This is a genomic window from Nocardia sp. MH4, assembly GCF_019266065.1.
GTDB classification, from domain to species: Bacteria; Actinomycetota; Actinomycetes; order Mycobacteriales; family Mycobacteriaceae; genus Nocardia; species Nocardia canadensis.
In genome coordinates this window covers 1-21,550 of sequence record NZ_LPNR01000063.1, presented here as the reverse complement: position 1 = coordinate 21,550, position 21,550 = coordinate 1, and the positions used below count along the sequence as shown (strand labels likewise).

The 21,550-nt window shown below is 70.5% G+C and carries 23 protein-coding genes; 7 read left to right on the top strand and 16 right to left on the bottom strand.

Annotated features, from left to right (window positions below):
* Window positions 1–21: 21 nt before the first annotated feature.
* Window positions 22–1,044, top strand: coding sequence for an ATP-grasp domain-containing protein (locus ATM97_RS05100; protein ID WP_218716774.1), 1,023 nt, complete (start codon window positions 22–24; stop codon window positions 1,042–1,044).
* On the opposite strand, the gene ATM97_RS05095 is transcribed toward ATM97_RS05100, so the two are convergent.
* Window positions 1,045–1,680 (bottom strand): TetR/AcrR family transcriptional regulator C-terminal domain-containing protein, encoded by a 636-nt coding sequence (locus ATM97_RS05095; protein ID WP_218716773.1) that lies wholly within the window; start codon window positions 1,678–1,680, stop codon window positions 1,045–1,047. It lies immediately after the preceding gene.
* 91 nt (window positions 1,681–1,771) lie between these two features.
* On the opposite strand from ATM97_RS05095, the gene ATM97_RS05090 reads away from it, so the two are divergent.
* Entirely contained in the window at window positions 1,772–2,770 is a 999-nt protein-coding gene (locus tag ATM97_RS05090) for an NAD(P)-dependent alcohol dehydrogenase (protein ID WP_255587082.1), read from the top strand.
* A gap of 73 nt (window positions 2,771–2,843) precedes the next feature.
* Here the strand turns inward: ATM97_RS05090 and ATM97_RS05085 are convergent, their stop codons facing one another.
* Window positions 2,844–3,977 (bottom strand): GDSL-type esterase/lipase family protein, encoded by a 1,134-nt coding sequence (locus ATM97_RS05085; RefSeq protein WP_218716772.1) that lies wholly within the window; start codon window positions 3,975–3,977, stop codon window positions 2,844–2,846.
* A 106-nt stretch (window positions 3,978–4,083) separates the two neighbouring features.
* Here ATM97_RS05085 and ATM97_RS05080 point away from each other — a divergent pair, with 106 nt between their 5' ends.
* Window positions 4,084–4,566: a MarR family winged helix-turn-helix transcriptional regulator gene (locus ATM97_RS05080; protein WP_218716771.1), complete on the top strand. Its 483-nt coding sequence runs from the start codon at window positions 4,084–4,086 to the stop codon at window positions 4,564–4,566.
* 56 nt (window positions 4,567–4,622) lie between these two features.
* Here the strand turns inward: ATM97_RS05080 and ATM97_RS05075 are convergent, their stop codons facing one another.
* The 4 genes from ATM97_RS05075 to ATM97_RS05060 form a co-directional block, all read right to left on the bottom strand.
* Complete coding sequence (locus tag ATM97_RS05075; protein WP_374104829.1) at window positions 4,623–6,794, bottom strand: 5-oxoprolinase/urea amidolyase family protein; 2,172 nt, start codon at window positions 6,792–6,794, stop codon at window positions 4,623–4,625.
* Entirely contained in the window at window positions 6,791–7,411 is a 621-nt protein-coding gene (locus ATM97_RS05070) for an urea amidolyase associated protein UAAP2 (protein WP_218716770.1), read from the bottom strand. Before ATM97_RS05070 ends, ATM97_RS05075 begins: the two co-directional genes overlap by 4 nt.
* Complete coding sequence (locus ATM97_RS05065; protein ID WP_218716769.1) at window positions 7,408–8,154, bottom strand: DUF1989 domain-containing protein; 747 nt, start codon at window positions 8,152–8,154, stop codon at window positions 7,408–7,410. The genes ATM97_RS05070 and ATM97_RS05065 overlap by 4 nt, the downstream gene beginning before the upstream one ends.
* A 216-nt stretch (window positions 8,155–8,370) precedes the next feature.
* The gene (locus tag ATM97_RS05060) at window positions 8,371–9,906 is read right to left on the bottom strand and encodes an amino acid permease (RefSeq protein WP_218716768.1); all 1,536 of its coding nucleotides are present in this window, start codon (window positions 9,904–9,906) and stop codon (window positions 8,371–8,373) included.
* A 218-nt stretch (window positions 9,907–10,124) separates the two neighbouring features.
* Between ATM97_RS05060 and ATM97_RS05055 the strand changes: the two genes are divergently transcribed.
* On the top strand, window positions 10,125–10,802 hold the full coding sequence (locus ATM97_RS05055; protein WP_218716767.1) for a TetR/AcrR family transcriptional regulator: 678 nt from the start codon (window positions 10,125–10,127) through the stop codon (window positions 10,800–10,802).
* A 19-nt stretch (window positions 10,803–10,821) separates the two neighbouring features.
* Here ATM97_RS05055 and ATM97_RS05050 read toward each other — a convergent pair whose 3' ends face one another.
* The gene (locus ATM97_RS05050) at window positions 10,822–11,643 is read right to left on the bottom strand and encodes an alpha/beta fold hydrolase (protein ID WP_218716766.1); all 822 of its coding nucleotides are present in this window, start codon (window positions 11,641–11,643) and stop codon (window positions 10,822–10,824) included.
* Window positions 11,644–11,763: 120 nt separating this feature from the next.
* Here ATM97_RS05050 and ATM97_RS05045 point away from each other — a divergent pair, with 120 nt between their 5' ends.
* Complete coding sequence (locus tag ATM97_RS05045) at window positions 11,764–12,762, top strand: GlxA family transcriptional regulator (RefSeq protein WP_218716765.1); 999 nt, start codon at window positions 11,764–11,766, stop codon at window positions 12,760–12,762.
* A gap of 4 nt (window positions 12,763–12,766) precedes the next feature.
* Here ATM97_RS05045 and ATM97_RS05040 read toward each other — a convergent pair whose 3' ends face one another.
* From ATM97_RS05040 to ATM97_RS05015, 6 genes are all read right to left on the bottom strand, one after another.
* A complete protein-coding gene (locus tag ATM97_RS05040; protein WP_218716764.1) occupies window positions 12,767–13,294 on the bottom strand; it encodes a hypothetical protein in 528 nt (175 codons plus the stop codon).
* Between the two features lie 57 nt (window positions 13,295–13,351).
* Entirely contained in the window at window positions 13,352–14,149 is a 798-nt protein-coding gene (locus tag ATM97_RS05035) for a family 1 encapsulin nanocompartment shell protein (RefSeq protein ID WP_218716763.1), read from the bottom strand.
* Window positions 14,150–15,202, bottom strand: a complete 1,053-nt coding sequence (locus ATM97_RS05030) for a Dyp-type peroxidase (RefSeq protein WP_218716762.1) — start codon at window positions 15,200–15,202, stop codon at window positions 14,150–14,152.
* A 73-nt stretch (window positions 15,203–15,275) separates the two neighbouring features.
* Window positions 15,276–15,602, bottom strand: coding sequence for a cupin domain-containing protein (locus ATM97_RS05025; RefSeq protein WP_218716761.1), 327 nt, complete (start codon window positions 15,600–15,602; stop codon window positions 15,276–15,278).
* 103 nt (window positions 15,603–15,705) lie between these two features.
* Complete coding sequence (locus ATM97_RS05020; RefSeq protein WP_218716760.1) at window positions 15,706–16,194, bottom strand: dihydrofolate reductase; 489 nt, start codon at window positions 16,192–16,194, stop codon at window positions 15,706–15,708.
* Window positions 16,191–16,994 carry a thymidylate synthase gene (locus tag ATM97_RS05015; protein ID WP_218716759.1) on the bottom strand — a complete coding sequence of 268 codons (804 nt, stop codon included), beginning with the start codon at window positions 16,992–16,994 and terminating at the stop codon, window positions 16,191–16,193. Before ATM97_RS05015 ends, ATM97_RS05020 begins: the two co-directional genes overlap by 4 nt.
* 45 nt (window positions 16,995–17,039) lie before the next feature.
* On the opposite strand from ATM97_RS05015, the gene cobF reads away from it, so the two are divergent.
* Window positions 17,040–17,780, top strand: a complete 741-nt coding sequence (gene cobF, locus ATM97_RS05010) for a precorrin-6A synthase (deacetylating) (protein WP_218716758.1) — start codon at window positions 17,040–17,042, stop codon at window positions 17,778–17,780.
* A gap of 77 nt (window positions 17,781–17,857) precedes the next feature.
* A complete protein-coding gene (locus ATM97_RS05005; protein ID WP_218716757.1) occupies window positions 17,858–18,727 on the top strand; it encodes an Fpg/Nei family DNA glycosylase in 870 nt (289 codons plus the stop codon).
* Between the two features lie 3 nt (window positions 18,728–18,730).
* On the opposite strand, the gene ATM97_RS05000 is transcribed toward ATM97_RS05005, so the two are convergent.
* The 3 genes from ATM97_RS05000 to ATM97_RS04990 all read right to left on the bottom strand — a co-directional run.
* Window positions 18,731–20,170 (bottom strand): NAD(P)/FAD-dependent oxidoreductase, encoded by a 1,440-nt coding sequence (locus ATM97_RS05000; protein ID WP_218716756.1) that lies wholly within the window; start codon window positions 20,168–20,170, stop codon window positions 18,731–18,733.
* The gene (locus ATM97_RS04995; RefSeq protein WP_218716755.1) at window positions 20,167–20,412 is read right to left on the bottom strand and encodes a DUF2630 family protein; all 246 of its coding nucleotides are present in this window, start codon (window positions 20,410–20,412) and stop codon (window positions 20,167–20,169) included. Before ATM97_RS04995 ends, ATM97_RS05000 begins: the two co-directional genes overlap by 4 nt.
* A 107-nt stretch (window positions 20,413–20,519) precedes the next feature.
* On the bottom strand, window positions 20,520–21,550 hold a 1,031-nt coding region (locus tag ATM97_RS04990; RefSeq protein WP_218716754.1), incomplete at its 5' end, for a PLP-dependent aminotransferase family protein.

Here is a 21,550-nt window from a genome sequence, read left to right as displayed (position 1 = left end):
GGTGCGGCGACCGTTCAGGTCATGCGGTTGCTACGGGAGAACCCGGACGGTGTGGACGTCACCATCTACGCCAGCAATGTGGATCCGGGTGCGGCCGCTCTCTCGGCGTGCGATGTCTCGGCGATCGAGCCTCGGTATGTCGGCAACGAGGAGTACGCGCAGTTCGCGCTCGAGTTCTGCCGGACCCATCGCATCGATGTCCTCATCCCGCCCCGGCGTCTCGACGCGCTCGCGGGCCGGGCCGCGGACTTCGCCGCGGTCGGCACCAGTCTCATGTGCTCGCCGCTGGCGGCGGTGCGGGCGCTGACCAGCAAGGTCCGCACCTACGAGATCGCGGGCGCGGCGGGCATTCCCGTGCCCCCGTGGCGCGAGGCCACCGATGCCGACGAGTTCTACGCCGCCGTCGAGGAACTGTCCCGGGACGGGGAGACGCTGTGCATCAAGCCGAGCGGTGAGTACTCGGCCTTCGGCTTCCGCATCCTGGACGACCGTCCGCTGACGATGGCGAGCCTGCGGGTCGCGCCCCGGCCGGTGGCCTCGGTCGAAGCGGTTGCCGGGGCATTGCGTCGGGCGGCGGCGGACGGGGAGTCGGTGCCCCCGCTGCTCGTCATGCCGTTCCTCGACGATCCGGAGATCAGCATCGACTGTCTGTCGGCTCCGGGAGGTGAACTGCTGGTGGGTATTCCGCGGGCCAAGCAGGGTCGCTTCCGTATTCTGCTGGACGACCCGGCGGTGGTCGACATCGCGCGCAGGCTGGTCCGGCATTTCGAGCTCGCCTATCTGACCAACGTTCAATTGCGCTATCGCGGTGGGGAACCGGTGCTGCTCGAGGCCAATCCGCGCCCCTCGGCCGGGCTGTTCCATACAGCTTTCGCCGATGTGAATCTGCCGTGGGCGGCGGTGCGGCTGCTGCTGGAACGGGATTCGGGATTGCGGTTCCCGCCGCGACTCGGCGCCTGTCTGGCGGTGGCGGAAGCGGTCATGGAGGTCACCGGTCGGCGCGAGGACCAGAGTCGTCGGAGCGCGGATCTGGTCGCGGGCTGACTAGGGGAGCAGGCGAGCGAGGCCGTCGAGGAGCAGATCGAGGCCGAAGGTGAAATCCGCGGTACCGGAATGCGTTCCGTCGATGACCAGGGCGGCCAGGGCGTGCATGTGCGGGTGGGTCTCGGTGGGGATGAGGGGCAGGAATCGCTGTGCCGCCGAGGCGTACTCCGACGGGTCGAGGGGGAAGTTGATGGCCTGGAGGGTGAAGCCGTAGATGTGGCTGTCCAGCGCGTTCCAGGCACGGTCGGCCTGTTCGTAGGTGAAGCCCGCGGTGATCAGGCAGGCGAGCGTGGCGTCGATGTAGCGGAGCATGGCGGGCCCGACGTTCACCCGGGAACCGAGCAGGCCGGTGGCCCAGCGGTGGCGGAGCAGGACCTCGTGGGCGGAGACGGCGCGGCGGCGTAGCTCGGTCCGCCAGTCGCCGTCCGCGCCGGGGACGTAGATCTCGGCGACGACCAAGTCGATGATGCCGTCGAGAAGGTCGTCCTTGTTGGCGACGTGGTTGTACAGCGACATCGCCTCCACGCCGACTGCCTTGGCGAGTTTGCGCATCGACAGCGCGTCCAGACCCTCCCGATCGGCGAGATCGATCGCCGCGCGCAGGACGCGTTCCCTGGTCAGCGGGGTGCGTGGCATGCGGCTCCTGACTGATTCCTTGACCTACTTACGGCGTAAGCGTACCGTCTGGGCAGCAGACTTACGCTGTAAGTGCGAGATGAGGGATGTCATGACCGGTGTGGACACGGCTTCGATGACCGCGTGGGTGGCTCCTCGCTACGGCGGGAGCGAGGTGTTGCGGACCGAGACCGTGCCGCGCCCCGACCCGGGGGAGCGGGAGGTGGTGGTCCGGGTGCGAGCGGCCTCGCTGTGCAGCGGCGATCTGCATCTGCTCACCGGGACCCCGTATCTGCTGCGGCTGGGGTTCGGGCTGCGCGGGCCCAAGCGCCGGATGATCGGGCAGAATCTCGCGGGCGAGGTGGTCGCGGTCGGTGCCACGGTCACCGAATTCCAGCTCGGCGACCGGGTTTTCGGTGCGGTGCCCAGCGGCGCCTTCGCCGGGTTCGTGTGCGCCGACGCTGGTTCCTTCGCGCTGGTGCCCGCCGCGCTGAGCATGGAAGAGGCCGCGGCGATACCGGATTCGGGGATGACCGCGCTACAGGGCCTGCGTGACATCGGCGACGTCGGACCGGGCCACCGGGTTCTGATCAACGGCGCGTCCGGCGGCGTCGGTAGCTTCGCGGTGCAGATCGCGAAGGCGCTCGGCGCGCACGTGACCGCGGTGTGTAGTACCCGACACATCGAGATGGTGCGCGGAATCGGCGCGGATGTCGTGATCGACTACACCGCCGAGGATTTCACGAAGTCCGACGAGCGCTACGACGTGCTCTTCGATCTGGCGGGCAATCACCGCCTGCGCGACTGTCGCCGAGTGCTGACGGCGGAGGGAGTGTTCATCTCCTCCGCCGCCGCACCCGGCGACGACTGGTTCGGTCCGGTCCGCTGGCTCGGCCAGGTGGTGCTCACCGACCTGTTCGTCGGTCAGACGCTGAAAGCGCTGCTCATGCGCCCCGCGGCCGCCGACCTGGACTACCTGGCCGGACTGGCCGCCGACGGTGCCCTGCGCCCGGTGATCGAGCGCCGTGTCCCCCTCTCCGACGCGGCGTCCGCCATCGAGATCTTCGCGCGCGGGCACGCCTCGGGGAAGACAGTGCTCACCGCCCCGTGAGGACCCGGCCGCGGCGACTGTTCCACCCCGTCTCCGGCCGAAGGGGGCGCGCCGTGCAGCGCCCCCTTCGCCGTCACCTCGCGGTGAACAGTGCGGTCAGGTCGAGGGTGTGGGCCATGGCGGCGGCGCCCGCGTCGTTGAGGTGCATGCCGTCGCCGCTGTCGAACTCGGGGCGGATGAAGTCCGGGCGCTGCGGGTCGGCCACCGCCTGGTCGACGTCGAAGATCGAGTCGAAGATGTCGGTGCCACGGATCCATTCGTTGACCGCGTGACGGGTCGGCTGGGTTTCCAGCAGTGGCATGCCCGGGTAGACGCAGCCGGCGTAGGGGCCGATGGTCGCGACGTGAATCCGCAGGCCGGCCGCGTGCGCGCGCTCGGCGAGTGCGGTGAAACCGGCGATCAGGTCCTCGGTGGTGGCGGAGGGCTGTCCGCCCATGGCGCCGAGGATCAGGTCGTTGATGCCGAAGTTCACCAGGATGTCGGTGACGCCGGGAACCGCGAGGGCATCGGCATCGAGGCGGGCCAGCCCGGATTCGCCGATCTCACGGGCGGTGAGGCGGTTACCGGCGATGCCGTTGTTCACCACCCACCCCCGGGTGAGACGTGAGTTGATGACGTCGACGGAACGACGGTTGGCGCTGAGGGTGGTGCCGACACCCTCGAACCAGGAATCGCCGAACGCCACCGCGATCGGGGGCCGCGCCCCGGTGCGCACGTCGACACCGGTGACGAAGAAGCGGAACGGAAGCTCCTGCGCGCCGGGCAGTTCCGCGTCGGCGGTGCGATCGCCCGCCGCGAGGTAGGCGATCTCACCGGGTTGGTGGGAGAACGTTGCCAGGCCGGTCGGGCCGGGGAGGTACAGGCTGAGCAGCAGGTCCTCGCCGGCGGCGACGGCCAGGTCCAGCGGGTCGCTCACCAGCTCCGCGCCGGGCTCGATGACCGCGATCGGCGCGCCGTCGAAGCGGACCTCGGCATCGGTGGTGATCGCCGAGCCTTCCTTGCGCACGGCCAGGCGGGCGGCGCCGATCATCAGCGGCGCGGACCCGTACCTGTTGGTCAGCCGCACCCGCACCGCGTCACCGCCGCCCGCCAAGCGCAGCACCTGCCGCACCGTTTCGTCGGTGAACGATCGCGATTCGGCGAGCTTGATCTGCTCGTCCGGGCTGATGACACCCGACCGGAATCCGGCGACCCACGTCTGCTGCATGACCACTCCATTAGTTGCTGCGAGGAATATTGCGTAGGCATAGATCTACCTCTAAGTATTCCTCGTGTCAACTATCCGCATGGCAAGCATCGGCTAGGGTGGTCTCATGCACGAACTGTTCGACGACCCCCGCCTGACCATCTCCGGCCTGCTCTTCGAGGCCACCAGCGGGTTGATCGCCAAGGTCGAACCCACGTGGCACGCGCACGGCCTCTCGGGCCTGGACCTCAATGCCCTCATGCGGCTGAGCCGGTCGCCGAAGCATCGGCTGCGGATGTCGGACCTGGCCACCCAGACCGAGCTGTCCACCAGCGGCGTCACCCGGCTGGTCGACCGGCTCGCCAAGGCGGGCCTGGTCGAACGTCAGCTCGATCCCACCGACCGCCGCAGCGCCTACGCGGCGCTGACCCCGGCGGGCATCAGCCGCCTCGAAGCGGTCCTCCCGGACTACCTCGACGCGCTGGAGACTTGGCTCACCGGCCTGCTCACCCCGGACCAGCTCGACGGCCTGGTCACCGGCCTGCGCATCATCCGCGACGTCACCAATCCCTCGGCGACGGCCGTCGCCGACCCGCCACCACGGTCGTGAGCCAGGCGTCGCCGTGACCTGCCGAGCCGCGGGCGCCGACGGCCCGGCGCGGGGTCTCAGTCGGTGAGTTCTCCGGCGGAACGCCAGGACTGGCGTTCGGCGGCGAAGGCCTCGGCCTGCACGGCGCGGAAATCGGTGATGGCCGCGGCGTTGTCGGCGAGGAAGGCGCGGTAGTCGGCGAGGCGGAATTCGCCGTCCTCGGTGGGGACGTCGACCTTTCCGGCGGCGAAGTCGGCCCGCAGGTCCAGCAGTTCGCCGGGCTCGACGGGATGCCAGCGGATGCGGTCGAAATAGCGCAGCAGCCAAGGAGTTTCGGGGTCGGTGGCGAAGCGGTCGACGCCGGGGCCCGCGGTGCCGGTGGGCCGGGCACGGTGGTTCCAGACCTGGGTGGTGCGGCCGACGAACTGGTAGCCGCCGGGGCCCTCCATGCCGTAGATGCACAGGTAGGCGCCGCCGATGCCGACGGCGTTCTCGGGGGTCCAGGTGCGGGCGGGGTTGTATTTGGTGGTGACCAGGCGGTGCCGGGGGTCGGTGGGAGTGGCGACGGGGGCGCCCAGATAGACGTCACCCAGGCCGAGAACCAGGTACTCGGCGTCGAAGACGGTGCGATAGACGTCCTCGACCGAGTCCAGGCCGTTCATGCGACGGATGAACTCGATATTCCAGGGGCACCACGGAGCGTCGGCGCGGACGCCGTGCATGTAGCGGGTGATCGCCTCGCGGGTGGCGGGGTCGTCCCAGGACAGCGGGAGGTGCACGGTGCGGCTCGGGACGACGAGCTGGTCGGAATTCGGCAGCTGCGCTTCGGCTTCGGCGAGCAGGTCGAGCAGACGGGCGATCGGCAGCACGGCCGGGTCGACGCGGATCTGCAGGGAGCGGATGCCGGGGGTGAGTTCGACGACCCCGCGCGGCCCGGCCGCGATCAGATGCTGATGCAGTGCGTGCACGCGGGCGCGCAGCCCGAGATCCAAAGTGAGCGTGCCGTATTCGACCAGGACGCCGTCGTCGCCTTGGCGGCGGTAGGTCACGCCGGTCTCGTCGTCGACCTCGGTGCGGCGCAGGATGCCGTCGTCGCCGTCGCGGCCCGCCGAGAGCACGCTGCCGAACGACGCGCGTCGGCGTGCGCCGAGTTCGCCCGCGGGCGCGGCGTGTTCGGCGCGGACGGGGACGAAGCGGACCGTGTCGCCCGGGGTGAGCTGGCCGAGCTTCCAGCGATCGGCCGCGACCACCGTCACCGGGCAGACGAAGCCGCCCAGGCTCGGGCCGTCGGGGCCGAGCAGGATCGGGGTGTCGCCGGTGAAATCGAGCGCGCCGATCGAGTAGGCGTTGTCGTGGATGTTCGACGGGTGCAGGCCCGCCTCGCCGCCGTCGGTGCGGGCCCACTCCGGCTTCGGGCCGAGCAGGCGTACGCCGGTGCGGTCGGAATTGAAGTGCACCTCGTAGTCGGTGCCGACGATGGTGTCGAAGTCGCCGCGGGTGAAGAACTCCGGCGCGCCGTGCGGACCCTCGGTGACGGCCAGTTCCCAGCGGTGCCCGAAGGCGGGGATGTCGGTCATCGGGACGGCGGGGGCCAGGCGGGTCGCCGGTGCGCCGAGGGGCAGCACGTCCTCGGCGCGCAGGGCCGCGCCGGTGCCGCCGCCGAATTTGCCGAGGGTGAAGGTCGCCGCGCTGCCGAGGAACTGCTCGACGTCGAGACCGCCGGAGACCAGGATGTAGGTGCGCATGCCGGGGCCGCGGATCGCGCCGACCTCGAGGACGCCGCCGGCCGGGACTTCGACGGTGCGCCACTGCTCGACCGGCCTGCCGTCGACTCGCACGTCGGCGACCGCGCCGGTGACACACACCCACGTCGCCACGCTGAAGCGCAGCGCGGGGCCACCCAGCGTGCATTCGAGCCCCGCCGCGCCCTCCGGGTTGCCGAGCACGCGATTGCCGAGCCGGAACGAGAGGTCGTCCATCGGGCCGGAGGGCGGAACGCCGATGTGCCAGTACCCGATTCGCCCGGGCCAGTCCTGCACCGTGGTCTGCATGCCGGGGCGGAGGACCTGCACGGACCGGGTGCCTGCGGGCAGCGCGACCGGGGTGCCCGCCACCATGGCGGACTCGGGTGCGCCGACGACTCCGGCGGTGCGCGTGCCGGTAGCGGCGGCAACGGAAGTGCGGTGCTCCGGGCTGACCGAGGGGAGCGCGGTATCGACGACGGCGGAACGGGTTCCGGTGAGACTCATCGGGTCACCACCATGCGGACCGGCGTCGGGTCGAAACCGTTGCAGGGGTTGTTGATCTGCGGGCAGTTGGAGACCAGCACGAGTGTGTCGATCTCGGCGCGCAGGGTGACCTTCTTGCCCGGCGCCGACAGTCCGTCGACGATGCCGAGCGTGCCGTCGGCCTCGACCGGGACATTCATGAACCAGTTGATGTTGGACACCAGATCCCGCTTGCCCAGACCCCATTCGAGCGCGGCGGTGAGGAAGTTCTCCACGCAGGCGTGCTGGTGGCGGGTGTGGTGGCCGTAACGCAGGGTGTTGGATTCCTGCGAGCACGCGCCGGCGATGGTGTCGTGGTTGCCGACCTCGTCGGCGACCACGGTCATCAGCGGGGTGCCCGCCTCGGTCAGCAGGACGCTGCCGGTGGTCAGGAAGATATTGCGCTGCGCGGCGACGGTGGCCTGGGCGCTGTAGCGATCGGTGCGGTCGGCGGCGGAGTAGAGCAGGCAGTCGACGGCCTGGTTGCCGTGCAGGTCGATGATCTCGAGCTGATCGCCCGCGCGCACGATCGCCGACCACGGCGCCTGAGCGGGGACGGTCTCGTCGAGGACGACGGTGCGGATGGTCGCCGTGGTCATGCCAGAACCTCCGAGTTGAGTGCGGCCGCCCAGGCGGCTTCGGTGTTGTCGACGGCCCGGCGGTATTCGGGGTCGTCGTTCGTCGCGCGCTCGGTGGGCGCCGCCCAGGCGAGCACGTCGAGGTCGCCGGTGGGCCGATCGTCGAGGGGATGGGCGGCATTGGCGACCAGCAGCGTCACCGGGAGGTGGATCAGCAGGTCGACCGCGGTCCCGGCGGGGGCGTTGCCGGTCGGGACGAGACCACCGTCGGCCTCGACCCGGACGCCGCGGAACAGCGAGACCGACGGTCCGATGTCGCGCGGCGCCAGGCCCTGCTTGGCGCCGGCCAGGTGCAGCTGGTGACGGCCTGCGGCGCCGGGCCCGCACAGGGTGTCGTGGTGGCCGGACGAATCGGCGACGACGGTGGCGAGTACCCGGCCCTGGTCGGAGAGCAGCGGATGGCCGGTGCTCAGGTAGGCCTGCCACGGCACCTTCACGGTGTCGGCGACATTGAGCCGCTCCCACGGTGCCTCGGCGCGGAGCAGGAACAGGTGCGCGCAGGTGGTACCCGCGGGGTCGGCCAGCCGGACCCGAGTGCCCCGGCCCAGCACCACGTTCGCGTAGCCGCCGGTGGGGATGCGTTGCGCGAGAACGACTGCCGCTGGATCGACACCGTCGGGGGTGTCGGGCCGGTCGATCGTGGCCGTGGCGGCCTGAGCGCGCGCGTGGGCGCGAGCCCCGTCGGTGGATCGAGTACTCGTCATCGTGATCTCCTGTGGTTTCGGAGCGCCGGCGCGCTCGAGGTCGCGACCCCTCCTGTCCCGCCGAGCAGGCACCGGTGCTTGCTCCTTCGTCGCGTACGCAACGGCACCTGATCGGCGGGACGGCCGCGACGGCCGACTCGTCGGCCTGCTCCTCCTCGAGGTCGGAGCGTGCGGGGCTGAGTGGGTGGGTGGTGCGGCGATTCAGGTGTTGGTGAATCAGGCCGTGGCGGGGACGGTTTCGGTGTGGGGGAATTCGTCCCTGGCCGCCACTGCGAAGCGGTAGACGACGGCGCCCGCGGTGAGGATCACCGCCACCGACAGCGGGCCCGCCCACAGCTGCCACCAGCTGCCGCCCGCCGGGGTGTAGACCTCCGGACGCGGCCAGGCCAGGTTGATCACCATCGCGATGCCCCAGACCACGGCGAGCGCGTTGATCGGCACGCCCCAGCGGCCGAGGGTGAACAGGCTCGGGTCGTCCACGGCGGGCAGGCCCTTGATCCTGCGTACCAGCAGCGGCACGGTGACCAGCAGGTACGCCAGGTACAGGCTGACGATGCAGACGCTGGCCAGGGTGGCGAAGATGGCCGGGTTGCCCAGGTTGAGCACCAGCAGGCCGATGCCGAGCGCGCCGATCACCACGGCGGGCCACACCGGGGTGCCGAAGCGCGGGTGCACGGTCGACAGGGCCTTGGCGAACGGCAGTTTGCCGTCGCGCGCCATCGAGAACATCAGGCGCGAGCCCGCCGTCTGGATCGCCAGGGTGCACACGATGACCGCGACCGCGACGCAGCCGAGCAGTACCGAACCGGCGGGGCTGTCGAGCTTGGAGGTGATGACGTAAGCCAGTCCGCCCGACGCCAATTCGCCGTCGGACAGGCTGGGCGCGGCCATCAGCGCGCCGAGCAGCATGAGCCCGCCGCCCAGTGCCGACACCGACAGGGCCAGCAGAATCGTGCGCGGGGCGACCCGGCGCGGGTTCTTGGTCTCCTCGGACAGTTCCCCGGCGGAGTCGAAGCCGACCATCACGTAGGCGGCCATCAGGCCGGAGACCAGGAACGCCGCCCAGTACGGGCCCGGCGCGGCCTGGTCGGTCTGCAGGACGACGCCGGGACCGCGCTCGGTGCCGGTGAAGAACAGCGCGATGATCGCCAGCACGCCGACGATCTCGACGGTGACGCCGATCGAGTTGATCCTCGACATCAGGTCGATGCCGATGACATTGATCGTGGTGGTGACCACCAGCAGCACGCTGCCGAGCAGCACCGCGTTCATCGCGCCGTCGCGGGAGGTCAGCGCGGTGTCGGTGCCGATGAACTGGAAGCCGCTCCAGATCGTCGGCAGTACCACCTGCAGGGCGATGGCGGCCGCGGCGGCCGTGACGACCTGCGCGATCACCATCATCCAGCCGGCGAACCAGCCGATCAGCCCGCCCGCGAGGCGGCGCGACCACTGGTAGATACAGCCGGAGATCGGATACCGGGCGGCCAGCTCGGCGAAGTTCAGCGCCACCAGGAACTGGCCGGCGAAGACCAGCGGCCAGGTCCAGAAGAACGCGGCGCCGCCGAACGAATAGCCGAAGCCGAAGAACTGGAAGATCGTGGTGAGGATGGAGACGAACGAGAACCCTGCCGCGAAGGACGCGTAGCGCCCGAGCTTGCGGTGTAGGACCGGTTCGTAGCCGAATGTGGCGAGGTCGGCGCTGTCGCGGCCGGTATCGGGGGGAACAGCGGCGGTATCGAGAGTCGTGGCCATGTCGGTGTCCTTCGGCGGTGCGGCCAAATATCTATCAGTCGATAGTTTTGCGCGCGCGATCGCTCGAACGGTGTCGTGCGTGTATCGGCTGTGGGGCCCGCGGTAACTTCTGCGTTGCCCACGTTTCTATCGAGTGACAGGAATTCGACCGACCGGCATCCTCGCTGGTGAGGTGCCCGCTGCCGCCCAGGTCGGCGCCCGATGACAGAATCTTGGACGTGGCAAACCTCGGTCCCGGGCGTCCCCGGCTGGAACAGCGGCGTAGGCAGGGGACGACGCCGCGCGCGGAGATCCTCGACGCGGCGGCGGAGCTGTTCACCACCAAGGGCTACGCCAACACCTCCACCCGGGCGGTAGCCGACGCGGTCGGGATCAGGCAGGCCTCGCTGTATCACCACTTCGCCGCCAAGGACGACATCCTCGACGCGCTGCTCGCCGAAACCGTCGCGGGCCCGGTCGAGCTGGCACAGCGGATGGCCACCGAACCCGCCGACGCCGCGACCCAGCTCTACGCGCTCGCCCTGTTCGACGTGCGCCAATTACGCACCGCGCGCTGGAATCTCGGCGCGCTGTATTTGCTGCCGGAGCTGCGCACCGAACGTTTCGCCACGTTCCGGCGCCGCCGCGACGAACTGCGCGAGCACTACGAACGGCTCGCGGCCGAATCCGCCGCGGCGACCGGGCAACCCGACGACGCGCGCATCCTGCCGTTCCGGTTGGTCGAAACGGTGATCGGCATCCGCTCCGACGCCGGGGCGGCGAGCGAGGACACCGAGCGGGTGATCCCGGACGCGATCTTGCGCATCGTCGGCCACACCGCCGACACCGCACCCGTGCGCACGGCCGCCGAAGCGCTGCTCGCCCGGCTGGCCGCTCAGGCCGTCGAGTCGGCCTGAGCGGTGCCGAAGCCCGCGATCAGTCGGCGATGAACGCGAGGATATCGGCGATCAGTTCCTGCTGGTAGGCGCCGAAGATGCCGTGCGGCGCACCCGGATACACCTTCAGCGTGCCGTTCTTCACGAGCTCGATCGACTTCAGCGCGGCACCGGCGATCGGCACGATCTGGTCGTCGTCGCCGTGGGCGATGAAGATCGGCACCTCGAGCGCCCGCAGATCCTCGGTGAAGTCGGTCGCCGAGAACGCCGCGACACACTCGTAGGCGGCCTGGATGCCTGCCAGCATGCCCTGACGCCAGAAGTCGTCCTGCGCGCCCTTCGACACGGCCGCGCCCTCGCGGTTGAAGCCGAAGAACGAGGGCGCGAGCTCCTGATAGAAGGTGGAGCGGTCGGCGAGCACCCCGGCGCGGATATCGTCGAACGCTTTCATCGGCAGACCGTCGGGATTGGACTCGGTCGCGACCATGATCGGCGGCACCGCGCCGATGGTGACGACCTTGGCGACGCGGTCGCGCCCGTGCTGGGCCGCGTAGCGCACGACCTCGCCACCGCCGGTCGAATGTCCGATGACGACGACGTCGCGCAGGTCGAGGGATTCGACGAGCTCGGCGAGGTCACGCGCGTAGGTGTCCATGTCGTTGCCCTGCCACGGCTGCGACGAGCGGCCGTGGCCGCGACGGTCGTGCGCGATGACGCGGTAGCCCGCGTCGGCCAGGGTCTTGCGTTCCAGCGCCCACGCGTCGGAGCTCAGCGGCCAGCCGTGGCTGAAGACGACCGGCCGTCCGGTGCCCCAGTCGGAGAAGTAGATCTCGGTGCCGTCGGAGGTGGTGAAGTAGGGCATGTCGCTCCCGTCGGAGAGGTGGATGACTAGGTTGCCCATCGTTGTCGGGCGGGTCGCCGCTGTCGCCTGCCGGAACGGCCGCGGATCCCGCACTTTCGGACAGGCAGTACATTCATCGGCATGTCTGTCGCTCCGGAACGTGCTCGATCCACTGTACCGACCGGGCGGCGGCGCATCGGATTTCTGCTGTTCGACGGGGTGAAATCGCTCGATTACGTCGGTCCGGCCGAGGTCTTCATCGAGGCGAACCAGTTCGCCGATGCCTATGAGGTGATGTTGTTCTCACCCACCGGTGAGCCGGTGCACAGCTCGGTCGGCGGCGGGGTTGCGGTGACGGCGGCCGCGGCCGACGCGCCCGCCCTGGACACGCTCGTGGTGCCGGGCAGTGAGGTCCGCCCCGTCGAGTTCGTCGGCCCCGAACTCGTCGAGGCGGCGCGCGTCCTCGCGGCGCGCAGCCGCCGGGTCGTCTCGATCTGTAGCGGCGCCTTCGTGCTCGCCGAACTGGGGCTGCTCGACGGCCGCGGCGCCACCACGCACTGGAAGTTCGCCGCCGAACTCGCGCGCAGGTACCCGCGGATCGATGTGCGGGCGGATCGAATCTTCGTGCGCGAGGCCGACATCGCGACCTCGGCCGGGGTCGCCGCAGGCATCGACCTCGCGCTGGCGTTGGTCGCCGAGGATCTGGGCAGCTCGATCGCGCGCCAGGTCGCGCAGGGTCTGCTCGTCTATCTGCAGCGGTCCGGCGGACAGACCCAGTTCTCGACGCCGCTGCGCGCCGCGGCGCTGCCGCCGGGGCCGGTGCGCGCGGTGACCGATCTCATCGCCCGCGATCCGGCCGAGCGCCACAGCGTGCGTGACCTCGCCCGGCACGTGAATGTGAGCCCCCGCCACCTCACCCGGCTCTTCACCGAGGAGACCGGGCTCAGCCCGGCCGAGTACGCGGCGAGCGTGCGGTTCGATCTGGCCAGGGCCCGGCTCGAGGCTGGCAGCTCGGTGAGCCGGGCGGCATCGGAGGCGGGATTCGCCAGCGCCGAGGCGCTGCGCCGCACCTTCGTCGCGCGGCTCGGGGTGTCGCCCTCGGACTACCGGCGCGGATTCGAGTCCGGGCTCAGCGCGTAGGACCTCAGCGAGAGGTGGGCGGGGCGATCTGCCAGTGCTGGTTGAGCGCGCCCGCGATCTCGGGGAGGACGGTGACCGGAATCCGCTTGGCGCGCAGCATCTCCCGGATCTCGGTGACCTGTTCGCGTTTGCGCATGTCGTAGGCGCCCGCGACCGGGCCCACCACCGGCGGGATGGACAGCAGGACCAGTTCGTCGCTGGTGCCGCCGTTGAGATCGAGGGCCAGTGCCCAGCGGGATCGCTCGTCGAGGGTGAAGCGGCCCGCGACGACGCGATCCCACGGCACGGTCGACGAGCGGAACGGAGTCCTGGCGTAGATGGCGTGCTCGGTGAGCTCGACGACATCGCGCACGAACAGCGCCACGCCCGCCGCCACTCCGGCGATCGCGCCGACGAGCAGGCCGGTGATCACGCGGTTGACCCCGAACATCGCCACGAACAGCCCGACGACGCCGGTGGTGACCAGCACCCCGATCAGGCAGTAGAGCAGGCTCCGCCCCGCGGGCACGACACCGGCACGCACGACCGCCATGCGAGACCTCCCTCTCACGAACTCGCGGCCCACCCTAGCGGGTGGGCCGCGCCGGGCTCACGACCCGAGCGATACCGCCGCTTCGGAGGTCTCCACGAGGAAGGTGAACGTCTCCTGGAAGTACAGCTGCACGGTCTCGGCGTCGTGGCTGAGGTAGCCGATCGACAGATCCTGGCCCAGCGCCAGCTCGAAGTCGCCGCCGCGGGTGGTGAGCGCGAAACCGCCGGTGATCGCGGGCGCCCAGATGATCTCGCCGTCGATCAGCCGCTCGATGTGGGTGCGGATCGGGTGACCGTGATCGGAGGTCTCGCTGACCTGCGTGTACAGCTCGGCGCTGAGGACGACCGAGTACGGCCCCTGCACACCGGCCAGCCGCAGCCCGGTCAGCGCGCGCGAGATCGCGTCGGGAATGTCGACGACATTGCTCGGCAGCGCCACCGCGGCGTTGGAGGCGGCGTCGCGGATGCCGGTGATGCCCGCCGCGGCGTAGCTCTCGAAGATCGCGCGGTCCTCGGCGAAGGCGATCTTCTGGGCGGCGGTCTTGAGATTGTCGAAGTCGGCGTCACCCGCGCCACGCTCGATGTCGTCGAGTTCGCCGCGCTTCAGGGTGAACGGCACCCGGAGTTCCACCAGCGGCTGCACCACGCGCTGGTGGGCGACGACACCGTCGTCGGGCGAGGAGATCGCGGTCAACCTGCCCCGGTTGCGCGCCGAGTAGGCCACGCCGTGCGGGCCCGAGACGTCGACGACCCGGCGTCCGGCGATATTGCGCTTGAACGTGCGGGTGGCTTCCTCCTCGATCTGTGCCCAGGCCTCGGCGGTGATCGGCGCGAGTTCGCGATGCAGGTTGTTCATTCAGATACTCCTTTTCATCGAGCCGATGGCGAGCGAGCCGTCCGAATCGGAAGCGACGGCGTCGGCCCGTTCCACCGGGGTGAACACGGGCAGCGAATCGGAAATTTCTTCGGTGGCAACGGACTCGGGGGCGTCTGGCGGATCGTCGAGGAAATCGACGGTGGGTGTGAAGAACAGCGTGCCGGTGACCGCGAACGAGAAGTCGAGGATGCGGTCGTAGGCCGCCTCCTCGGTGCCGAGGAACATCCGCTCCAGCATGCGCTCGGTGACGCTCGGGGTGGCGGCGTAGGCGATGTAGTAGGTGCCGAACTCGCCCTGGCCGATCGTGCCGAACGGCATGTTGGCGCGCACGATCTGGCGTTCGGTGCCGTCGGGGTCGACCAGGGTGTTCACCGCGACATGGGAGTCGGCGGGCTTGATGTCGTCGGGCAGTTCGTAGTCGCCGAGCTTGGTCCGCCCGATCACCCGCTCCTGCTCCTCGATCGACAGCGCGTTCCACTGGTCGAGCGGGTGGGTGTATTTCTGCACGATGACGTAGCTACCGCCGGCGAAATCCGGGTCCTCGTCGCCGATCAGGGCCGCCGAGTACGCGGCGCTGCCCTCGGGGTTCTCGGTGCCGTCGACGAAGCCGAGCAGGTCACGCTGTTCGAAGTAGCGGAAACCGACGGTCTCGTCGACGATCGTGGCCGCGCCGCGCAGGCGCTCGCCGATCGCCATGGCCAGTTCGAAGCACGCGCCCTGGGTCTCGCCCCTGATGTGGAACAGCAGGTCGCCCGGGGTGGTCGGCGCGCTGTGGATCGGCCCGTTGTAGCCGGGGAATTCGTGCAGCTCAACGGGTTTGGGGCCGGCGAACAGGCGGTCCCAGGCCGTGGAGCCGATCGAGGTGACGCAGGTCAGGCCCTCGCCGGGCACCCGGAAACCGACCGAACGGCGCAAACCGGTGATGTTCGACAAGAGGTCGCGGACCGCCGACTCGCCGCCCTCGTCGATGGTGGCGACGAGGAAGATGGCGGCCGGCGTGAGCGGTTCGAGGATCGGCTGTGGCTCACCCATGCCGTCCAGAGTAGAGCGCGGCGCGGACAGGTTGGCGGCACGCCCTCGCGTGTCAGCGACCCGCAGGCAACCCCTATTTGGCGACGGTCAGCAGAAACGCCACGTTATCGATGGCTTTGACGCTGTGCCGGGCGCGCGGGACGACGATGAGATCGCCCGCCGAACCCTTCCACTCGTCGGTGCCCGCGATCAGCACGAGCGTGCCGCTGAGGACCTGGATGGTGGCGTCGCCCGCGTTGTCGTGCTCGGCCAGGCTCTGGCCCTCGGTCAGGGCGACGACGGTCTGGCGCAGCACATGGGTGTGGCCGCCGATGACGGTTTGCGAACTTCGGCCACTCGTCGAGGTGGCCGCCAGCTTCAGCTGTTGGCGGGCCACCGCGGTCAGCGATTTCTTGTCCATGGCATAGCGCCTTTCGCAGGCTCTCGCGGGGCTTGGTATCTGGGAGTATGCCCGAGACCGCGCCCGCGGTCGGGCGTTTTGCCAGACCGTTAGCCAGGTGTTGTCAGCGCCGGGTGTAGCGGCGAATGCGGTAGCGGAGACCGGTTTTCGACTCCTGCCACGGCGTTTCCGGCGCCTGCCACTCGGGGCCGATGACCGGGGCGAACGCGTCGCCGGTCACTCGCGTGTCGACCTCGGTGACCAGCAGCGTCGTCGCCAGCGGGAGCGCGGCGCGATAGATCTCGCCGCCGCCGGCCACCCAGACATCGCCCGGTCCGGCCAGGGCCAGCGCGTCGGGCAGCGAGGCGGCGCGTTCGGCGCCTTCGCCCGCCCAATCGGTCTGCCGGGTGACCACGATGTTGCGACGGCCCGCCAGCGGGCGGTAGGCCTCGGGCAGCGAGTCCCAGGTACGCCTGCCCATGATGACCGGATGGCCCATGGTGGTGTCCCGGAAATTGGCCATGTCCTCGGGGAGGCGCCACGGGATGGTGTTGTCCACCCCGATCACGCCGTCGGCGGCCTGCGCCCAGATGAGGCCGATCTGACCGCTCACACCGCCACCGGCGCCTTGATGGCCGGGTGGTGCTGGTAGCCGGTGAGCTCGATGTCGTCGTAGGTGTAGTCGAACAGGCTGGTCGCCGGGCGCAGGTGCAGGGTCGGGAACGGGTAGGGCTCGCGGCTGAGCTGCTCGCGCGCCTGGTCGACGTGGTTGTCGTAGATGTGCACGTCGCCGCCGGTCCAGATGAACTCGCCCGGCTCGAGCTCGGTCTGCTGGGCCACCATCAGGGTCAGCAGTGCGTAGCTGGCGATATTGAACGGCACGCCGAGGAACAGGTCGGCGCTGCGCTGGTACAGCTGGCACGACAGCTTGCCGTCGGCGACGTAGAACTGGAAGAAGGCGTGGCACGGCGCCAGGGCCATCTTGTCCAGGTCGGCGACGTTCCAGGCCGAGACGATCATCCGGCGCGAGTCCGGGTCGGTGCGCAGGGTGTGCAGCACCTGGGCGATCTGGTCGATGTGGGTGCCGTCGGGCGTGGGCCAGGAGCGCCACTGCACGCCGTAGACCGGGCCGAGCTCGCCCTTGTCGTCGGCCCACTCGTCCCAGATGGTCACGCCGTGCTCCCGCAGCCAGGACACGTTGGAGTCGCCGCGCAGGAACCACAGCAGTTCGTAGGCGATCGACTTGAGGTGCACCCGCTTGGTGGTGATCAGCGGGAAGCTCTCGGCCAGGTCGTAGCGCAGCTGATGACCGAAGATGCTGCGAGTTCCGGTGCCGGTGCGATCGGCTTTGGGGGTGCCGTCCGCCAGCACGTGCCGGAGCAGATCCTCGTACTGCGTATCAGGAGTGGCCACGCCTGGCGATTCTACGGTGCACGGCACCTGGCAAGCTCTCCGCGTATGCGCAAGCTCTACGTGATCGGCATCGGTGCCGGTGACCCCGACCAGGTGACGATGCAGGCGGTCGAGGCCATGCGACACGCCGACGCCTTCTTCGTCATCGGCAAGGGCGCCGAGAAGCAGGAGCTCGTCGACGTGCGCACCGCGATCCTGGCCGAGCACGTCGAGGGTCCGCACCGGATCATCGAGATCACCGATCCACCCCGCGACCGCACCCCCGACGACTACGCAGGCGTCGTGCGGGACTGGCACGAACGCCGCGCCGAACTGCTCGCGGCCGCCTTCGCCGAGGTCGACGGGGTCGGCGCGATCCTGGTGTGGGGCGACCCGGCCCTCTACGACAGCACCCTGCGCATGGTCGAACACGTGCTGGCCGGCGGCCGCGCCACGTTCGACTACGAGGTGATCCCCGGCGTCACCAGCGTGGCCGCGCTGGCCGCCCGCCACCGCACGGTCCTGCACCGCATCGGCGAACCGGTCCACGTCACCACCGGTCGCAGGCTCCGCGAGGAGGGTCTCGGCGCCGGGTCCACCGTGGTGATGCTCGACGGCGACTGCTCGTTCACCGAGATCCCCGGCGACGACGTGCACATCTGGTGGGGCGCCTACCTCGGCATGCCCGACGAGACCCTGATCGAGGGACCGCTGCGCGAGGTCGAGCAGCGGATCGTGGCCCGCCGCGCGGAGCTGCGCGCCGCCAAGGGCTGGATCATGGACGTGTACCTCCTGCGGGGACGTTGAGTCCCGACGCGGCCACGCACCCCGACCCCGAGGCGGGACGGCCGCGAACGCGCCGCACCAGCCGCTAAACTGGCCCTGTGCCCGAGCTACCCGAGGTGGAGGCGCTGGCGCAGTTCCTGCGGGATCATGCGGTCGGCGCGGTGGTGGGGCGAGTCGACGTGGCCGCGTTGAGCGCGGTGAAGACGTTCGACCCGCCGGTGACGGCGCTGTCCGGACGGGATGTCACCGGGGCGGGGCGCTGGGGCAAGTTCCTCGGAATGGACTGCGGCGGGCTGTGGCTGATCACCCATCTCTCGCGCGGTGGCTGGCTGCGCTGGGTGGACGAACCGAATCCGTTGCCGCCCAAGCCGGGCGGCAAGTCGCCGCTGGCCCTGCGGGTGCATTTCTTCACGCCGGCGGGCGCGACACCGTCGATCGACCTGACCGAGGCGGGAACCAAGAAGCGGCTGGCGGTCTATGTGGTCGACGATCCGAAGGCGGTGCCCGGCATCGCGCGGCTCGGTCCGGACGCCCTGGCGGTCACCGAGGACGAGTTCGCGGCGCTGCTGAAGGGAACCTCGCAGCGGATCAAGACCGCCCTGGTCGATCAGACGCTGATCGCGGGGATCGGCAACGCCTACTCCGACGAGATCCTGCACACCGCCAAGATCTCCCCGTTCGCGAACACGAAGACGATCCCGGCCGACAAGGTGTCGCAGCTCTACACCGCCATGCGCGAGGTGCTGCTCGACGCGGTGCAGCGCTCGGTCGGGCAGGACGCGGCCAGGTTGAAGGGCGAGAAGCGTTCGGGCATGCGGGTGCACGCGCGCACCGGGCTGAAGTGCCCGGTCTGCGGTGACACCGTGCGCGAGGTGTCCTACGCGGAGCGTTCGTTCCAGTACTGCGCCACCTGCCAGACCGGCGGCAAGGTGCTCGCCGACCGGCGGATGTCGCGGCTGCTCAAGTAGGGCTCAGCGGTCGCGCCACGCCTCCAGCAGGCGCAGCCAGAACTCGCTGACGGCGGGGAATGCCGGCACCGCGTGCCACAGCGTCTCCAGCGGAACCCGGCCGACCACGGCGATGGTGGCCGCGTGCAGTTGCTCGCCCATGTCGGGGCCGACGAAGGTCGCGCCGAGCAGCCGGTCGGACGCGGTGTCGACGACGAGCTTCGCGCGGCCACGGAAATCGTCGCGCGACAGCGACGAACCGGCCACGGCGATATCGATCTCGACGGTGTCGACGGCGTGCCCGGCGGTGCGCGCCTCGTGTTCGGTGAGGCCGACGGAGGCGAGTTCCGGTGCGGTGTAGACGACCTGGGGCACCTGCTGGTGGTCGGCGCTCGCGGTGAACCGGGGCCGGTCCAGCGGCCTGCCCTCGGCGCGGGCGGCGATGACGTCACCACACACCCTGGCCTGGTACTTGCCCATATGCGTCAGCGCCGCACGATGATTCACGTCGCCGACGGCGTAGAGCCAGTCGCCGGGCACACCGCGCACGGTCAGCTGGTCGTCGACCTCGACGTAGCCGGCGGGCAGGCCGACGGCGTCGAGCCCGAGCCCGTCGGTGGCGGGGGTGCGGCCGGTGGCGACGACGAGTTCGTCGACCTCGAGTTCCCCGTCGTCGAGAACGAGGGTGACCGGTCCGCCGTGGATGCGGCCGACGCCGGTGTCGGCGGGGTCGCGCCGGGAGATCAGCGACGGTTCGGTGTGCAGCCGCACCGTGACGACGCCGGTCTCGCGCAGGCCGCGCAGCACCAGCTCCGCGGCGAACGGTTCGGCGCGCGGCAGCAGGCGGTCACCGCGGACCAGCAGCGTCACCTCCTCGGCGCCGAGCTCGGCCAGCCAGGTCGCCGCCTCGCAGGCGACGACACCGCCGCCGATGACGGCGACCCGGCGCGGCACCACCGTCAGATTGGTGACGTCGCGGGAGATCCACGGCAGGGCCTCGGCGAGGCCGGGAATACGGGGAATGGTGGCGGTGGTGCCGGTGGCGAGCACGACCGCGTGCCGGGCGCGCAGGACGCGGACGCCGTCGTCGGTGACCACCTCGACGAGGCGTTCGCCCACCAGCCTGCCGGAGCCGCGCACCGGGTCGATGCGGGCCGACTTCGCCCAGTCGACCTGGGAGGTGTCGTCGCGATCGTGGGTGAAGGAGTCGCGCCGGGCGAGCACGTCGGCCACCTGTGGCCCGCTCGCGGTCACCCCCGGCATCGCCCGGCCCAGGCCGAGGACGGCACCGGAGCGCAGCAGCGCCTTGCTCGGAATGCACGCCCAGTAGCTGCACTCGCCGCCGAACAGTTCCCGTTCGACCAGCGCGGCGGTGCGGTCGCTGCCTGCGATGGCGTAGGCGGCGGCGTTCTCACCGGCCGGGCCCGCGCCGAGGACGATGACGTCGTATTCGGCGTCGGTCACTGCAGATAGCCCTCGACCTCACGCGGGGAACGCATCCCGGTGTCGTCGGGGGATTCGGCGGCGCCGGAGCGGGCGCGGCGCTGCCGCAACAGATCCCACGCCTGATCGAGCATCACCTCCAGCTGGGCCAGCTGCTGGCGTTCGGCGACCGGGTCGATCTCGCCCGCGGTGGCCTTGGCGCGCAGCGCGTGCTCGTCGTCGACCAGTTGCTTGATCCGCGCCAGGATGTCCTGATCGTTCATGTGCTCACCACTTCGATGGTCGGAGGGGTAGTGCCCGAACAGCGACCCGCACGGGGTCGGGGTCCATGCTACGACCGTGCCGGGCGGGGGCGCGGCGATCAGGCGCGCTACCGGGGGAGATCGTGGCGCGCGGCGGCGAGGCAGTCGGCCGCGATCGGCACCGCGGCGACCAGGTCGGCCGTGCTCGGGGCGGTGTAGCCGATGGCGACGCCGAACCGGTACGCCGCGGCCAGATGATGCCGCGCGAGGCCGTCGAGCAGGACGCCACGGTCGCGCGCGGCGGCGATCGCGCGCTGTTCGGCGGCCGCGTCGGGGAGCTCGACGACGACGTGGGAGCCCGCGTCGTCACCAACCACCGGCAGGCCGCGGCGGGCGAGCGCGTCGACCACCAGGGCACGTCGCGGTGGCACCACCCGGCGCAGCCGACGCAGGTGGCGGGCCAGGTCGCCGTGCCGGGCGAACTCGCTGAGCACCCGCTGACCCGCCGGGCTCGGCGCGGTGCCGGTCTCGGCCCGCCAGGCGAGCACCGCGTCGGCGATGTCGGGCCTGGCGACCAGCCAGCCGACGCCGAGCGTGGTGGCGATGATCTTGCTGGTGGTGCCGAGATGCACGACGACATCGGGTGCCATCGCGGCCAGCAGGGGCAGGGGCGCGGTGTCGTAGCGCAATTCGCCGTCGTAGTCGTCCTCGATGACGAAGACGCCGTTCGCCCTGGCGAATTCGATCAGCTCGACCCGGCGGGCGGCCTGCATGCGCGCGCCGAGCGGAAACTGGTGCGCCGGTGTGCAATAGACCGCGCGCACCCCGGGCGGGATCAGCTCGACCCGCAGTCCGTCGGCGTCGATCGGGACGGGCAGCACCCGGATGCCCGCGGCCCGCAACGCGCCGACGGCTCGCTGGTAGCCGGGGTCCTCGATCGCGACGGTGTCGCCCGGCCGCAGCAGCGCCGACGCCAATTCGCCGACCCCGGCGCTGGTCCCGGCCGTGGCGAGCACCACCGAGGCGGCTCCCGCGGCCAGACCGCGGTGCCGCAGCAGGTGTTCGGCGACGGCGGCTCGGAAGGCGGGCTCACCGGCGCGGTCCTTGCGGGTGTCGGCGGGGTGATCGCCCGCCGCGCGCCAGGCGCGTCGCCAGGCGG

Bases quoted from the DNA above. Each gene is read 5' to 3' on its own strand.
- ATM97_RS05100 (WP_218716774.1), top strand. From the start codon at position 22: ATGCGGTTGCTACGGGAGAACCCGGACGGTGTGGACGTCACCATCTAC.
- ATM97_RS05095 (WP_218716773.1), bottom strand. From the start codon at position 1,680: ATGCCACGCACCCCGCTGACCAGGGAACGCGTCCTGCGCGCGGCGATC.
- ATM97_RS05090 (WP_255587082.1), top strand. From the start codon at position 1,772: ATGACCGGTGTGGACACGGCTTCGATGACCGCGTGGGTGGCTCCTCGC.
- ATM97_RS05085 (WP_218716772.1), bottom strand. From the start codon at position 3,977: ATGCAGCAGACGTGGGTCGCCGGATTCCGGTCGGGTGTCATCAGCCCG.
- ATM97_RS05080 (WP_218716771.1), top strand. From the start codon at position 4,084: ATGCACGAACTGTTCGACGACCCCCGCCTGACCATCTCCGGCCTGCTC.
- ATM97_RS05075 (WP_374104829.1), bottom strand. From the start codon at position 6,794: ATGAGTCTCACCGGAACCCGTTCCGCCGTCGTCGATACCGCGCTCCCC.
- ATM97_RS05070 (WP_218716770.1), bottom strand. From the start codon at position 7,411: ATGACCACGGCGACCATCCGCACCGTCGTCCTCGACGAGACCGTCCCC.
- ATM97_RS05065 (WP_218716769.1), bottom strand. From the start codon at position 8,154: ATGACGAGTACTCGATCCACCGACGGGGCTCGCGCCCACGCGCGCGCT.
- ATM97_RS05060 (WP_218716768.1), bottom strand. From the start codon at position 9,906: ATGGCCACGACTCTCGATACCGCCGCTGTTCCCCCCGATACCGGCCGC.
- ATM97_RS05050 (WP_218716766.1), bottom strand. From the start codon at position 11,643: ATGCCCTACTTCACCACCTCCGACGGCACCGAGATCTACTTCTCCGAC.
- ATM97_RS05045 (WP_218716765.1), top strand. From the start codon at position 11,764: ATGTCTGTCGCTCCGGAACGTGCTCGATCCACTGTACCGACCGGGCGG.
- ATM97_RS05040 (WP_218716764.1), bottom strand. From the start codon at position 13,294: ATGGCGGTCGTGCGTGCCGGTGTCGTGCCCGCGGGGCGGAGCCTGCTC.
- ATM97_RS05035 (WP_218716763.1), bottom strand. From the start codon at position 14,149: ATGAACAACCTGCATCGCGAACTCGCGCCGATCACCGCCGAGGCCTGG.
- ATM97_RS05030 (WP_218716762.1), bottom strand. From the start codon at position 15,202: ATGGGTGAGCCACAGCCGATCCTCGAACCGCTCACGCCGGCCGCCATC.
- ATM97_RS05025 (WP_218716761.1), bottom strand. From the start codon at position 15,602: ATGGACAAGAAATCGCTGACCGCGGTGGCCCGCCAACAGCTGAAGCTG.
- cobF (WP_218716758.1), top strand. From the start codon at position 17,040: ATGCGCAAGCTCTACGTGATCGGCATCGGTGCCGGTGACCCCGACCAG.
- ATM97_RS04995 (WP_218716755.1), bottom strand. From the start codon at position 20,412: ATGAACGATCAGGACATCCTGGCGCGGATCAAGCAACTGGTCGACGAC.